Raw genomic sequence first — 14,047 nt, 5'->3', positions numbered from 1 at the left:
TCCTAGAGGATATGGGTTCCCGCCAAACCGACCGGAATCTTTTCGGTTTGGACAAGATGGTCGGCAGAGGGTACTTCGCGATTCTCGTAGTTGCGGGCGATGAGCGTCTTGCGCCCAGATACCCTGGTGCGCGCCCACTTGCCGATCACCCGTCCGGCAACCTTCGGCCTCATCAGCGCCGACGGCGGCTTGACCAGGTGGACGACCGCCAGAAACTCGCGGTAGGTGTCCAGGTCGTCGTGGACCAACTCGATGACGCGGTCCATGTACCAGGTCAGGGCGCGGAAATAGAACGGGCGCTTGGAATCCACGTCCTTGATCCAGTCGAAGCGCAAGTTTTGCTCACGGATCACGAACCAGGCCGTATCGGCCAGGCGGCTGATCTTGCGGTAGTAGCGGCGCGGTAGATCGCGATGTCCGGGACCGTACTTCGCCAGCATGAGGCCCAATTCGCGAACTTCCTTGAGGGCCAAACTCATCCCCAGTCCGGACACAGGATCGGCGCTGGTATACGCGTCGCCGACGGCCAGCAGTGCGCGTGGGAGGTTGCGCTTCTTCTCGTAGCGCAGCCGAAGCATGTTGGGATAACGGAAGTTGTAGATCGGTGACGCCGGCTCCAGCCCGTCGATGTTCTCCCCGACCACGGATGAGGGCATGAGATCGGCGAATTCGCGGAACTCGCGCGCGGTACGCGGTGGCGAGTAGCAGTTGTAGGCGACCAGGGAGGTGGACAGGATGGTGCGCGAGTTATCGGTGTAGTACTGCGCGGCGTAGGTGTCCTCGTACGGCCGGTAGGCGTAGCAGATCACCATCACCTTGTCCTTCCACTGCCGTTCGGGCGGGACGCGGTGCTGCATGGTGGAGTAAAAGCAGTTGATGATGTCCTGTTCGACCTCGGGTGCTCCGATTCCGATGCGTTCCAGGAACTCCGGTACACGGGTGTTCTTTCCCGAGGCGTCGACAACGAATTCGGCGGGTACGGCCTCCAATTGACCGTCACGGTCTACGGCGACGCCCACAACGGTGTTGGTGTCGCGGTCATAGACGAGGTCGGCCACCTCGGACTCGTAGCGGTAGCTGATGCGCGGTTCGTCGTCCAGCCGTCGTCGCACGCACCACTCGAGCAGCGGCCTTCCGGCGCAGACGATTTGAATGTCACTGGTACCGGGCTTCTTCCAGGTGCCGCCTAGGCGGATGCGGTACTGGGCGGCCATGTCGACCTTGAACGCCCCCTCGCGCACCATGTCGTCTACGATGCCGGGGAAGATGCGCTCCAGCTCGATCTGTCCCGCGGTAAGCAGATGATGCAGATGCCAGCCCTGCGCCGCGCCCGGTCTGCCCTCGCGGCGAGAATGGGGGCTGTCCTTCTCCAGCACGATCACCCGCTCAAAGGACTCGCTGCATACCTTGGCCGCGGCGATTCCGGCGATACTGCCGCCGATGACCACGGCCGTACCGCGGCCGCTGCGGCGCACGCCGGCCAGATCCAGGTCCGCGTACTCCACTCGCGGCGGCGTACGGCGACGCACCGTACCGCTTGGCACGAACTTCTCGTAGTACAGGCCGATACGATGAATGCCGTTGCGGGCCAGCCAGTTGCGGGTGGCTTCCACCATCGCGGCCGGACCGCACAGATAGACGTCGGCGTCGCCGGCGCCGAGCATGTCTTCGTTCAGCAGATCTGTGACAAGTCCGACCGGCCCGTCCCAGTTCGCGTCCGGACGCGAGACGATCAGGTGTACCCGCAGGTTCGGGACTCGCCGTGCCAGCGCCCTGAGTTCGTCCAGCTTGCACAGATCATCGACGGCGGTCACCCCGTACAGCAGCTGGACCGGCTGTGCGACATCGGCTTCCAGGCTCTCGGCCATCGCCAAGATCGCCGACAGACCGGTGCCGCCGGCCACCAGGACCACCGGTCGCACAACCGGGCGCAGGTAGAAGCCGCCCTTGCTGCACCGCAACGCAATGCGGTCACCGGGCTTTGCGAGATCGCGCAGATAGTCCGACATCACGCCGCGGGGCAGCAACCTGATGATGAACTCCAGTTCGTCCCGGCCGTCGGCGGGATGCGCGTAGGAGTAGTTGCGCCAGGCGTCGGTACCGGGCACCTGCAACTGCGCGAACTGTCCGGCCTGGTAGACGACGGGGTCGGACATGGCCGAAACATCCACTCGCAGAATCGCGGTGGTCGACGACACCCGATCCACCGCGGTCACCACTCCGTGCCCGGTGACCAGCCGCGCCGCATTGTCGTCGGCGGGGTATTGAAGCTCGATGAGGCAATCCGATTTCGCGAACGTCTGGCACGTCAGGATCTTTCGCGCGTCGCGCTCGACCTCGGACAGACCCTCGGTGCGCCCCATCTCGTACTCTCCGGACGCGCAGGTGGCGACACAGGTGCCGCAGATGCCGCTTTGGCATTCGCTGACGATGGCGACGCCGTGTTCCTCGGCGGCCTCCAGGATCGACTGGTCTGGCTGCACCGGCATCGTCTTAGACGTTCCGTCCGAATACCGGACCGCTACCTGACGAGCCTCCATGGGGTGCCCCTTCGATCGGTTGCCGACGGCTAGACGGTCGCGATTGCCGGTTTCTTCGCGAGGCGCGCGTTGAGCCTGGGCATGACCTCCTCTGCGAGCAGCCGCATGGACTCCTTCCACGGGCCGGGATTGTCGCTGTAGTCGAACCCGAGGATCAGCAGATGCCCGAATCCGCCGACCTGGTCATAGGTCGCCTCCAGCTTGTCGACCACCGTCTCGACGGAGCCGACCACGAACGTTTTCTCGGCGAGGTATTCCGGTGTCACGTCTGCGTCGGGCACCGCGGGGCTGTGTTTGTAGAACTTGGTCATGCCGAACATGCGGAAGGTCGGCAGGACGTACTCGCGCATGTTGCGTCCGATGATGCCGTCGACCGCGTACCGGAATGCCTTCTCGTCAGTTTCGGCGACGACGACCTCACGCACCAGTCGCCAGTCGCGGCGATCCGGCGTGCGCCCGCTGCGCGCGGCGCCTTCCAGCACCGCGTCCCAGTGCGTCGCCACGTACTCGGTGTTGAGGTCCAGGCTCATGGGCAGGTAGCCGCGCTCGCCGGCGAGCTTGAGTGTCTCCGATCCGGCGGAAAACCCCGTGACGCCGATGGGCGGGTGGGGCTTCTGGAAAGGCTTGATGTGGCGTTTCATCAAACCCTCGAACATCGGTGCAATGCCGTTGGCGTTCCAGTACTTTCCCCGATGTTCCCAGGGGCCGTCTTCGGTCCAGACACGCAGCATGATCTCGAGGGCTTCGCGCGTCATCTCGCGGTGCTCGCCGTTTTGTCCGTCGACATCGAACAGCGCCCAGTCGCCCGGGATACCACTGGCACCGACGCCCAGCATGTAGCGGCCCTGGGCCAGGTGGTCGAAGTAGGCCACTCGGTGGGCGAGTTCCACCGGGTGGTGGTACGGCAGCAGATGCGCTCCGGGAGCCAGCTTGATCGACTTCGTGCGCAGCAGCGCCTGCGCCAACAGCAGATCGGGCGCACAGATCGGCTCCCATGGCACGGTGAAGTGCTCCCCGACCCAGGCCTCCACGTAGCCCAGCTGGTCGGCAAGCTCGATGATCTCGAGGTCCCACTGCGTCGCGTCGTAGAGGTTTCGCTCGGGCGGATGCGCCGGCATGAGAAAAATCCCGATCTCCATCTTCAACCTTCCTCAGTAGTGACCGAACCCAGCCCGAGACGGCACTCGGCGATCTCTTGATTGCAACCTACAACACAGTACTAGCAAGATACATCATTGCGCGCAAGACGCATTTGTCATGGGAATTTACGTTTCACATAGTTTCCAGTCTGCGTATCGCTAATGGACATTTTGTTCTAGGACGCGTAGCCTCACCGACGTCAGCCCGGCCACGCGCAGTTGGGGCGGCGACGACAGGCCGAACCGCGCGAGGACACTGCCGTCGACATGTCCGCGCGGCCCCGTCCACTCCTCGAAAGGAGCATTCCGTGCAGGATTTCGACTACATCCAATACGAGGTCGTCGACCAAGGCCGGATCGCCGTCATCACGCTCGACCGCCCGAAACAACGGAATGCGCAGAACCGCGGGATGCTTGTTGAGCTGGGCTCCGCTTTCGCGCTCGCCGAAGTAGACGATGCGGTCCGCGTGGTGATCCTGCGGGGGGCGGGGCCGTCGTTCTCCGCGGGGCACGACCTCGGCTCGACCGACGACGTCCGCGAGCGCTCACCGGGCCCGGACCAGCACCCCACATATCGGTGCAACGGCGGAACGCGCGGCGGGGTGGAGTCACGGCATCGGCAGGAGTGGCACTACTTCTTCGAGAACACCAAACGGTGGCGCAATCTCCGGAAGATCACCATTGCCGAGGTCCACGGCACGGTGTTGTCGGCCGGCCTGATGCTGGCTTGGTGTTGCGATCTCATCGTTGCGGCCGAGGACACCGTTTTCGCCGATGTCGTCGGGACGCGGCTCGGGATGTGCGGGGTGGAGTACTTCGGTCATCCATGGGAGTTCGGTCCGCGTAAGGCAAAGGAGCTCTTGCTCACCGGCGACTCGCTTGACGCCCACAACGCGCACGCCATCGGGATGGTGAGCAAGGTCTTCCCTAACGACGAGTTATCAGATTGCACAATCGATTTCGCCCGCCGTATCGCCAAGTTGCCGACGGTCACGGCGCTGTTCATCAAGGAGTCGGTGAACCAGTCCGTCGACGCTATGGGCTTGTCCGCGGCGCTCGATGCCTGCTTTTCCATCCACCAGCTCAATCACGCGCATTGGGCGGAGGTGACCGGAGGAAAGCTGTCCTACGGCACGGTCGACAACGGTCTGGAGGACTGGCGCCTGGCCCCCGAGATCCTGCCCGCGGCCAAGCAGCGCCCCTGAACTCCGGAGGGAAATCACCGTGGATGTCGTCTACCCGCCGGAAGCGGAGGCGTTCCGCGAGCAGATCCGCGCGTTTCTCGCCGAGTACCTCCCGCCCGATTGGTCCGGCGGTGGGGCGTTGCCGCCCGACGAGCGACGGGCCAGCGCGCACCGGTGGCGCCAGGCCCTTGCCGAGCGCGGCCTGGTAGCGGTGTCCTGGCCGAAAGAGTACGGCGGCGCCGGTCTCTCCGCGATCGAGCAGGTGGTGCTTGACGAGGAGGTTGCCCGTGCGGGCGCGCCGGAGGGGTTGGAGAACGACCTGCTGGGCATCCAGCTGCTGGGCAACACGCTGATCGCGCTGGGCTCCGAGGAGCAGAAGAAATATTTCCTGCCCCGCATTCTGTCCGGTGAGGATCGCTGGTGCCAGGGTTTCTCCGAGCCCGAGGCGGGCTCGGACCTGGCATCCGTTCGGACCAAAGCGGTGCTCGATGGCGACCAGTGGGTGCTCAACGGACAGAAAATCTGGACGTCGGCGGGGGCATGCGCGAACTGGATCTTCGTGTTGGCGCGCACCGACCCGGATGGGCTCAAGCACGCGAGCCTGTCGGTGCTGCTGGTGCCGATGGACCAGCCGGGCTTGGTGGTGCGGCCTATCGTCAACGCGGCCGGGCACGCCTCGTTCAGCGAGGTGTTCCTGACCGATGCCCGCACGCCGGCCGCCAATGTGGTCGGTCGGGTCGGTGATGGATGGGTGGTGGCGATGACACTGCTCGGATTCGAGCGCGCCTCACAGGTCACGACGGCCGCGATCAACTTCGGGCGAGAGCTCGACAGGCTGTGCGAGCTCGCCCGCGAGCGCGGATTGCAGCGCGACCCCCGCATCCGCGATGCGTTGGCGTGGTGTTATTCGCGCGTCCAGATCATGCGTTACCAGGGCTACCGCGGCCTGACCTTGTTGGTCAACGGGCAGCGGCCCGGCGCCGATGCCGCGATCAGCAAGGTCGTCTGGAGTGAGTACTTCCAGCGATACACCGAGCTCGCCGCCGAGATCCTCGGGCTCGAAGTGCTGAGCCCGGAGGGCCCAGGCAACGGTGAAGCGCTGATCGTCCCGGAACCGGGCACGCCTAACTCGGCCGCGTGCTGGACCGACGAGCTGCTCTATGCGCGTGCCGCGACTATTTACGCGGGCAGCTCGCAGATCCAGCGCAATGTGATCGGCGAGCAATTGCTCGGGCTCCCCAAGGAGCCGCGACCCCAGGCGGTGGGCTGAGATGGATTTCCGATACAGCATCGAACAAGACGCCTTTCGCGCATCGCTGCGCGGTTTCCTGCACGACCAGGCGCCGCCCGGTCGGGTACGTGAGGTGGCCGCCGCCGACGGCCACGACCGCCGGCTGTGGCAACGGCTGTGCGGCGAACTCGAGCTCCCCGCGCTACACGCCCCGCCGGAGTACGGTGGGGCGGGCGCCACGCTCGTCGAAACCGCCATTGCATTCGGTGAGCTCGGCCGGGCGCTCACCCCGGTTCCCTTCGCGGCGACCATGTTTGCGATCGATGCGATCCTGCGCATGGGCGACGAAGAGCAGCGCAAGGGCCTGCTCACCGGCCTGCTCTCGGGTGAACGGATCGGAGCGTTTGCGGCCGCCGGCCCTCACGATGCGGACCCGGCTACGACACCGGTCCGGGCCGACCGGCGTGGCGGCCGTGTCGTCCTCACCGGGGAGTGCACCCCCGTGTTGCACGGACACGTCGCTGACTTGTTCGTGATCCCTGCGGTGGCCGACGGCACCGTCGTCTGCCACGTTGTGGCGGCCGACGCCCCCGGCGTGACGGTTGTCCGGCTGCCTTCGTTCGACATCACCCGTCCCGTCGCCAAGGTGCGGCTGTCTCAAGCCCCGGCAGAGCCGTTGACCGCAGGTTCGCCCGACGAGGTCGAGCGGCTACTCGATGTGGCCCGGTTGCTGCTCGCGGCCGAGATGCTCGGCGGTGCCGAGGCCTGCCTTGCGCTGGCAGTCGAATATGCAAGGACCCGACGGCAATTCGATCGACCGATCGGTTCGTTCCAGGCGGTCAAGCACGCCTGCGCCGAGATGATGATCGAGATCGACGCGACGCTCGCAGCCGTGATGTTCGCCGCGATGAGCGCCGCTAACGGGGATGACCTGCGCATCACCGCGCCTTTGGTGAAGGCGCAGGCGGCGGACACGTTCGTGCTGTGCGCCGGCTCCGCTATCCAGGTCCACGGCGGTATCGCCTTCACGTGGGAACACGACTTGCATTTGTATTTCCGCCGGGCCAAGACCACCGAGGCGCTGTTCGGTAGCAGCGCCCAAAACCGGGCACTGCTTGCCGACCGCGCAGGCCTGTAGGTCAGCGATGGGCACTTCGCCCGGTACGGGTATCACGCTCAGCGACGTTCTGGCTCGGCACGCCCGGGTGCGGCCCGGCAACGTCGCGTTCGTCGATCCGTATCGGCGGTGCACTTTCGCGGAGTTGGACGATCGGGTGACGCGGCTGGCGAACGCGTTGTCCGCGAGGGGAATTGGCATGGGCGATCGGGTCGCCGTGGTCGGACTGAACAGCCTTGACCTCGTTGAGGTCTGGTTCGCCGCGCTGCGTCTGGGTGCAATCGCGGTGCCCGTCAATTTCCGGCTGGTCTCGGACGAGATTGCGTATGTGCTGGCAGATAGTGGTTCGAGCGTCGTGGTCGCGGATCTGGCGTGTGCGCCCGCTGTGGTGCAGGCGCGCACGAAGGCGCCATCGGTGCAAGCGGTCCTCACGATCGGCGGCGACTTGGATGGAATCCGGACCGCCGCTGCCGGTCGCGCGGTCGACGTCACCGTCGCGGACGAGGCGCCCGCGTTCATCATGTACACGTCCGGGACCACGGGCTTCCCGAAGGGCGCGGTGATCACGCACCGCAATCTGTACCTGCACGCACTCAGCGTGATCGCCACACTCGGTCATCGACATGACGACGACTGCTGGTTGGCGCTCGCGCCGCTATTCCACGTCGCGGGCGTCTCCGGGATGCTACCGACATTCCTCGTCGGAGGGAGGGTCGTCATTCCCCCATCGGGCGGCTTCGATCCGGCGGCCACGTTGGCCACGATCACCGAGCAGCACGTCACATCCTGCTGGATGACACCCGCGCAATGGCAACTGGTCTGCGCCATGCCAGACCTGCGCTCGTGGGATCTCAGCGGACTGCGCCGCGTCTGGTGGGGCGCGGCGCCGGCATCGACGGCGTTGCTGCGCAACATGATCGACACCTTCCCAATGGCCGAGATCATCGCCGCGTTCGGGCAGACCGAGTGCAGCCCTATCACCTGCATGCTTCGCGGTGAAGACGCCATCCGCAAGATCGGTTCGGTAGGCACCCCGATGCTCAACGTCGACGTCCGCATCGTTGATGACGAGATGAACGACGTCCCCCAGGGCGAGATCGGCGAGATCGTGTATCTCGGGCCGCTGATCATGAAGGAATACTGGGACAAGCCCGCGGAGACCGCAGAGGCCTTTCGGGGCGGCTGGTTTCACTCCGGTGATCTCGTCAGGCAGGACGGTGACGGCTACATTTATGTCGTCGACCGGAAGAAGGACATGATCATCTCGGGTGGAGAGAACATCTACAGCGCCGAACTGGAGAACGTTCTGGCCGCCCACCCCAAAGTCGCCGAGGTTGCGATTGTCGGAGTGCCCCACCCGAAGTGGGGCGAGACTCCGATGGCGGTGATCGTGCCGCGCGATCCGAATGATCCGCCGACCGACGCCGAGGTCGAGACGCACTGCCGTGCGCATCTGGCGCACTACAAACGTCCTGATCGTGTCGTGATCGTTGATGTGTTGCCGCGCAATGCCAATGGCAAGGTGCTCAAAACCATTCTGCGTCAACGGTACAGCGGGGTGGATTCCTATGATGCGGGCCCCGTCGATACTCCCCTGCTGGACGAGACAATCGGGGTGAACTTCGAGCGCACCGCGCTGGCGTACCCCGACGTGGAGGCGCTCGTCGACGTGGCCGGCGCCCGGCGCTGGACATACGCCGACCTGAACGCCGAAATCGACTGTCTGGCACGCGCCTTAATTGCCAGTGACATCCAGCGCGGTGATCGGGTCGGTATCTGGTCACCCAACTGCCCGGAATGGACGATCCTTCAGTACGCGACGGCAAAGATCGGCGCGATCCTCGTCGCCATCAATCCCGCTTACCGCACCCACGAAATGTCCTACGTGCTGCGGCATTCAGGCACCCGCCTGCTGGTATCGGCGACGGCGTTCAAGACCTCGGACTATCGAAGCATGGTCGACCAGGTACGGTCCGAGGTTCCCGAGCTGGCCCGTCAACTGAACGAGGTCGTGTTCCTGGGGACCGGCGATTGGGATGCCCTAAGGCAGCGTGCCGAGACGGTGTCCGAAGAACAATTGCGGGACCGGATGAGCGCGCTAGGCCCCGGTGACCCGATCAACATCCAATACACTTCGGGCACAACGGGTACGCCGAAGGCCGCCACCCTGTCGCACCGAAATATCCTCAACAACGGCTTCTTCGTCACCGAGCTAATCCGGCTAGCTCCCCGGGACCGGCTGTGCATCCCGGTGCCTTTCTACCATTGCTTCGGCATGGTGATGGGCAACCTAGGTTGCACTTCCCACGGCGCGACAATGGTGATTCCGGCACCGGGTTTCGATCCCGCCACCACTTTGCAGGCAATCGAGACGGAGCGGTGCACGGCTCTCTACGGTGTGCCGACGATGTTCATCAGCATCTTGGGCCACCCCGACCTCGCCAACCGCGATGTGTCGTCGCTGCGGACCGGAATCATGGCAGGCGCGTCGTGTCCGGTAGAGGTCATGAAGCGCTGCGTCGACGAGCTGAACATGTCCGAGGTGGCGATCGCCTACGGCATGACCGAGACCGCCCCGGTGTCCTGTCAGACGTTGATTGACGACGACCTGCACCGCAGAACCGCCACGGTGGGCCGGGCGCATCCACACGTCGAGGTCAAGGTCGTCGACCCCGACACCGGCGAGATCGTCAAACGGGGTCAGCCCGGTGAGCTCTGCACCCGCGGCTATTCGGTGATGCTGGGCTATTGGCGCGATGAGAACAAGACGCGCGAGGTCATCGACGACGACGGCTGGATGCACACCGGCGACCTGGCGGTCTTGCAAGACGACGGGTATTGCGTGATCGTCGGGCGGCTCAAGGACGTCGTCATCCGGGGCGGCGAAAACCTGTACCCGCGCGAGGTCGAGGACTTCCTGCACACCCATCCCGACATCGACGACGTGCAGGTGGTCGGCGTTCCCGACGACACGTACGGCGAGGAACTGTGCGCCTGGATCAAGATGCGACCGGACCGCCGGCCGCTGGACGCTGACGCGCTGCGCGCCTTCTGCTCCGGAAAGCTCGCGCACTACAAAATTCCGCGCTACGTGCGCGTCGTCGACGAGTTCCCGATGACCGCCACGGGAAAGGTCCGCAAGGTGGATATGCGGGCCGAGACGATACGGCTACTCGGGCTCTGAAACGGGCCGCGAAAAGCTAGGCGCCCGCCGCGGCCAGCGCCGCGTCGTAATTGGGCTCCTGGGCGATCTCGGGGACCAATTCCGTGTAGGCGACCTTGCCGTCGGCGCCGACCACCACGATGGCCCGGGCCAGCAGACCCGCCATCGGTCCGTCGTCGATGGTGACGCCGTAGTCCTCGCCGAAGCTGCTGCGGAACGCCGACGCCGTCGTGACGTTGTCGATGCCCTCGGCGCCGCAGAACCGGGCGAACGCGAACGGCAGATCTTTCGACACGCAGACGACCCTGGCGCCGCTGGCGGCGGCGCGCTCGTTGAAGGTCCGGACGCTGGTCGCGCACACCGGCGTGTCCACGGACGGGAAGATGTTGAGCACCACGGCCTTACCGCCGAGCTGGCCGCTACTGACCTCCCCCAGGTCGCCGCCCGTGAGGCTGAAGGCCGGCGCCGGAGATCCGACGGCAGGCAGCTCGCCGACGGTGTTGATCGGGTTTCCACGCAACGTTATCTGTGCCATGCGGGACAGTCTGCCAAGCCCGCCACGGCCGCGATGGGCCAGGTCCCATGTCCTAATTGGTGGGTTGCCCGGCGTAGACGACATGGGCGGGTGTGCCGAACACTGAGATCCATGCCTCGCAGAGTGGTCATCGTCGGCTATCCCGGCGTGCAGGCGCTCGACGTGGTCGGGCCGCACGACGTCTTCACCGGTGCGGCGCTGCTCACCGAGGGCGGGTACGACGTCGTCCTGGCATCCGTCGACGGGCAGGCCGTCCCCACCCTGACCGGGCTCGCCTTCGTCGCCGCACCGCTGCCGGACCCGGACAGCCCCATCGACACGGTGGTGCTGCCCGGTGGCGGAGGTGTCGATGCGGCGCGGTCGGATGCCGCGCTGATCGGCTGGATCAAGGACGTGGCCCGCACCGCCCGCCGCGTGGTCACCGTCTGCACGGGCGCCTTCCTGGCTGCCGAGGCGGGGCTGCTGGACGGGCAGCGGGTGACCACGCACTGGGCCTTCGCCGGGCGGTTAGCCCGGGAGTTCCCGGCGATCGACGTCGATGCGGATCCGATTTTCATCCGCAGCTCGGACAGCGTATGGACGGCGGCGGGTGTCACCGCGGGGATCGATCTGGCGCTCTCACTGGTGGAGGACGACCACGGCACCGAGTTGGCGCAAACCGTCGCCCGCTGGCTGGTGCTGTACCTGCGCCGCCCGGGTGGGCAGACGCAGTTCGCGGCTCCGGTGTGGATGCCGCGCGCCAAACGAAATTCGATCCGCACGGTGCAGGAGGCAATCGAGGCGGATCCGGGCGGTGAGCACCGCATCGACGAGCTGGCCCGCCGGGCGGCGATGAGCCCGCGTCACTTCACCCGCGTGTTCACCGCCGAGGTCGGCGAGGCGCCCGGCCAATACGTCGAGCGGATCCGCACGGAGGCCGCGCGCCGGCAGCTCGAGGAGACCGACGACACCGTCGTCGCGATCGCCACCCGGTGCGGCTTCGGCACCGCAGAAACCATGCGGCGCAACTTCCTTCGCCGCGTCGGCATCCCGCCCGACCAATACCGCAAGGCGTTTGCCTGAAAAGACGCCTGAAATCGAGAGGACGACATCATGACCCAAATCGCGATCGTGACCTATCCGGGCTTCACCGCGCTGGACATGATCGGGCCGTACGAGGTGCTGCGCAACCTTCCCGACGCCGAGGTGCGGTTCGTCTGGCACCAGCCGGGGCCGATCACCGCCGACTCGGGCGTGCTGGTCATCGGGGCCACCCACTCGCTGGCCGAAACGCCCTCACCCGACGTGGTTCTGGTGCCGGGTGGCCCGTCGACCCCGGTGCACGCCCGCGACGAGGCGCTGCTGGACTGGCTGCGCCAAGCCCATCGGAGCGCCCGATGGACGACGTCGGTGTGCTCCGGGTCGGTGATACTGGCGGCCGCGGGCCTGCTCGCGGGCCGGCGCGCAACGTCGCACTGGCTGACCGTTCCGGCGCTGAAGGCGTTCGGCGCCATCCCCGTGGGCGACGAGCGGATCGTGCGGGACGGCAACGTCGTCACCTGTGCCGGGGTGTCGGCCGGTCTCGATTTGGCCCTGTGGCTGGCCGGCGAGATCGGCGGCGAAGGCCGCGCCAAGGCGATCCAGCTGGCCATCGAATACGACCCCCAGCCGCCCTTCGACTCCGGCCATCTCTGCAAGGCGTCGGCGACCACGAAGGCGGCCGCGACCGCGCTGCTGTCCAGGGACAGTGCGAAGCCCGCCAACATGAAGGCCGCCGCCATCCTGGCGTGGGAGCAGGCGTTGGCCGCCGTGCGCTCGCGCCGGCGGGGGCGACAGCCGGACCTGTCGTCCGCCTAGGCGCCCGGCTGCAGGATCTCCTCGGACGCGAGCTGGCCGCCGGCCTGCAGCCAGGCGGTCACCACGCCGGGAGCATCGCGGTTGGGGTTGTAGATGTCCTCCTCGCTGGAGAACAACCCGTTGCCGGCATAGACCAGGCGGGTCCAGTTCGGAAACCAGAACGGTTCGCCCTCGGGGTCGGTCGGGTGGTCGAGCAGATTCTTGATCATCACGACGACGGCGTCGTTGTCTTCGTCGTAGGCGGTCCAGTCGGACGGAAATCGCATGTGCGGGAACGGCGCCATGACGGCGACGATCCAGTCGCGTACGGCCTCGCGGCCGTGAAACACCCCGTAGTGGTGCTCGGTGTAGACGACGTCCTCGGTGAAGAGGTCGGCGAACGGCCGCCAGTCGCCGGAGGCGCTGCACCCCTCGACGACCCGCGTGTAGTTCTGGACGGCCTGCTCGATTTCTGCCCTGGTGAATTTGCCCATGGCGGACACACTAGAACGTGTTTCGGTTGTCGGTCGCTCGGATGGATGGGGATATCGCATGAACGTGTTGGACTTGTTCGATCTGCGCGGCAAGCGGGCGCTGATAACGGGGGCATCCAGCGGCATCGGCAAGAAGGTGGCGCAGGCGTATCGGCAAGCCGGGGCCGACGTGGCCATCGCGGCGCGGCGTCCCGAGAGTTTGGAACAGGTGGCCCGGGAGATCGCGCCGGACGGCGAGGGCAGGGTCGTGACCATCCGCTGTGACGTCACCCAGCCCGATCAGGTGGCCGAGATGCTCCAGCGGGTGACCGCCGAGCTGGGCGGGGTCGACATCGCGGTCTGCAACGCCGGCATCATCACCGTGAACGGGATGCTGGACATGTCGCCAGAAGAGTTCGGGCGCATCCAAAGTACCAATGTCACAGGCGTTTTCCTCACCGCGCAAGCGGCCGCCAGGGCGATGGTCCGGCAGGGTCAGGGCGGCGCCATCATCACCACCGCCTCGATGTCGGGCCACATCATCAACGTCCCGCAGACGGTGGGTCACTACTGCACGTCCAAAGCGGCGGTGATCCACCTGACCAAGGCCATGGCCGTCGAGTTGGCGCCGCACAACATTCGGGTCAACAGCGTCAGCCCGGGTTACATCCTCACCGAACTCGTCGAGCCGTTGACCGAATACCACCGCCTGTGGGAGCCGAAGATTCCGCTTGGGCGGATCGGCCGCCCCGAGGAGCTCACCGGCCTGTATCTCTACCTGGCCAGCGCGGCGTCCAGTTACATGACCGGTTCCGACATCGTCATCGACGGCGGGTATACCTGCCCGTAG

At 66.0% G+C, this 14,047-nt stretch carries 11 protein-coding genes and 1 pseudogene; 8 read left to right on the top strand and 4 right to left on the bottom strand.

Annotated features, from left to right (window positions below):
• Nucleotides 1–2: 2 nt before the first annotated feature.
• The gene (locus G6N51_RS04210) at nt 3–2,540 is read right to left on the bottom strand and encodes an FAD-binding oxidoreductase (protein ID WP_083170575.1); all 2,538 of its coding nucleotides are present in this window, start codon (nt 2,538–2,540) and stop codon (nt 3–5) included.
• A gap of 29 nt (nt 2,541–2,569) precedes the next feature.
• Nucleotides 2,570–3,679 (bottom strand): LLM class flavin-dependent oxidoreductase, encoded by a 1,110-nt coding sequence (locus G6N51_RS04205; protein ID WP_083170571.1) that lies wholly within the window; start codon nt 3,677–3,679, stop codon nt 2,570–2,572.
• Between the two features lie 308 nt (nt 3,680–3,987).
• On the opposite strand from G6N51_RS04205, the gene G6N51_RS04200 reads away from it, so the two are divergent.
• The 5 genes and pseudogenes from G6N51_RS04200 to G6N51_RS29025 all read left to right on the top strand — a co-directional run bounded on the left by G6N51_RS04200 (nt 3,988) and on the right by G6N51_RS29025 (nt 10,395).
• Complete coding sequence (locus G6N51_RS04200; RefSeq protein WP_083170569.1) at nt 3,988–4,884, top strand: enoyl-CoA hydratase; 897 nt, start codon at nt 3,988–3,990, stop codon at nt 4,882–4,884.
• A gap of 19 nt (nt 4,885–4,903) precedes the next feature.
• Complete coding sequence (locus G6N51_RS04195; RefSeq protein WP_083170566.1) at nt 4,904–6,133, top strand: acyl-CoA dehydrogenase; 1,230 nt, start codon at nt 4,904–4,906, stop codon at nt 6,131–6,133.
• Nucleotide 6,134: 1 nt separating this feature from the next.
• Nucleotides 6,135–7,232: an acyl-CoA dehydrogenase family protein gene (locus G6N51_RS04190; RefSeq protein ID WP_083170564.1), complete on the top strand. Its 1,098-nt coding sequence runs from the start codon at nt 6,135–6,137 to the stop codon at nt 7,230–7,232.
• 7 nt (nt 7,233–7,239) lie between these two features.
• A pseudogene (locus G6N51_RS29030) lies at nt 7,240–8,757 on the top strand (long-chain-fatty-acid--CoA ligase); the annotation flags it as partial.
• Nucleotides 8,758–8,769: 12 nt separating this feature from the next.
• Nucleotides 8,770–10,395, top strand: a complete 1,626-nt coding sequence (locus G6N51_RS29025; RefSeq protein ID WP_232078521.1) for an AMP-binding protein — start codon at nt 8,770–8,772, stop codon at nt 10,393–10,395.
• Between the two features lie 16 nt (nt 10,396–10,411).
• On the opposite strand, the gene tpx is transcribed toward G6N51_RS29025, so the two are convergent.
• Nucleotides 10,412–10,909 (bottom strand): thiol peroxidase, encoded by a 498-nt coding sequence (gene tpx, locus G6N51_RS04180; protein ID WP_083170560.1) that lies wholly within the window; start codon nt 10,907–10,909, stop codon nt 10,412–10,414.
• 111 nt (nt 10,910–11,020) lie between these two features.
• Between tpx and G6N51_RS04175 the strand changes: the two genes are divergently transcribed.
• Nucleotides 11,021–11,971 (top strand): GlxA family transcriptional regulator, encoded by a 951-nt coding sequence (locus G6N51_RS04175; protein ID WP_083170558.1) that lies wholly within the window; start codon nt 11,021–11,023, stop codon nt 11,969–11,971.
• Between the two features lie 30 nt (nt 11,972–12,001).
• Nucleotides 12,002–12,745 (top strand): DJ-1/PfpI family protein, encoded by a 744-nt coding sequence (locus G6N51_RS04170; RefSeq protein WP_083170556.1) that lies wholly within the window; start codon nt 12,002–12,004, stop codon nt 12,743–12,745.
• Here G6N51_RS04170 and G6N51_RS04165 read toward each other — a convergent pair.
• Nucleotides 12,742–13,218, bottom strand: coding sequence for a nuclear transport factor 2 family protein (locus G6N51_RS04165; RefSeq protein ID WP_083170554.1), 477 nt, complete (start codon nt 13,216–13,218; stop codon nt 12,742–12,744). The genes G6N51_RS04170 and G6N51_RS04165 overlap by 4 nt on opposite strands.
• A gap of 58 nt (nt 13,219–13,276) precedes the next feature.
• On the opposite strand from G6N51_RS04165, the gene G6N51_RS04160 reads away from it, so the two are divergent.
• A complete protein-coding gene (locus G6N51_RS04160) occupies nt 13,277–14,047 on the top strand; it encodes an SDR family oxidoreductase (RefSeq protein ID WP_083170552.1) in 771 nt (256 codons plus the stop codon).

Origin of the sequence: Mycobacterium paraseoulense, from assembly GCF_010731655.1 — a bacterium.
GTDB lineage: Bacteria > Actinomycetota > Actinomycetes > Mycobacteriales > Mycobacteriaceae > Mycobacterium > Mycobacterium paraseoulense.
This window is presented reverse-complemented; position numbering and strand designations above follow the sequence as displayed.

Coding starts and splice junctions, on each gene's coding strand:
- G6N51_RS04210 (WP_083170575.1), bottom strand. CDS start 2,540: ATGGAGGCTCGTCAGGTAGCGGTCCGGTATTCGGACGGAACGTCTAAG.
- G6N51_RS04205 (WP_083170571.1), bottom strand. CDS start 3,679: ATGGAGATCGGGATTTTTCTCATGCCGGCGCATCCGCCCGAGCGAAAC.
- G6N51_RS04190 (WP_083170564.1), top strand. CDS start 6,135: ATGGATTTCCGATACAGCATCGAACAAGACGCCTTTCGCGCATCGCTG.
- tpx (WP_083170560.1), bottom strand. CDS start 10,909: ATGGCACAGATAACGTTGCGTGGAAACCCGATCAACACCGTCGGCGAG.
- G6N51_RS04175 (WP_083170558.1), top strand. CDS start 11,021: ATGCCTCGCAGAGTGGTCATCGTCGGCTATCCCGGCGTGCAGGCGCTC.
- G6N51_RS04170 (WP_083170556.1), top strand. CDS start 12,002: ATGACCCAAATCGCGATCGTGACCTATCCGGGCTTCACCGCGCTGGAC.
- G6N51_RS04165 (WP_083170554.1), bottom strand. CDS start 13,218: ATGGGCAAATTCACCAGGGCAGAAATCGAGCAGGCCGTCCAGAACTAC.
- G6N51_RS04160 (WP_083170552.1), top strand. CDS start 13,277: ATGAACGTGTTGGACTTGTTCGATCTGCGCGGCAAGCGGGCGCTGATA.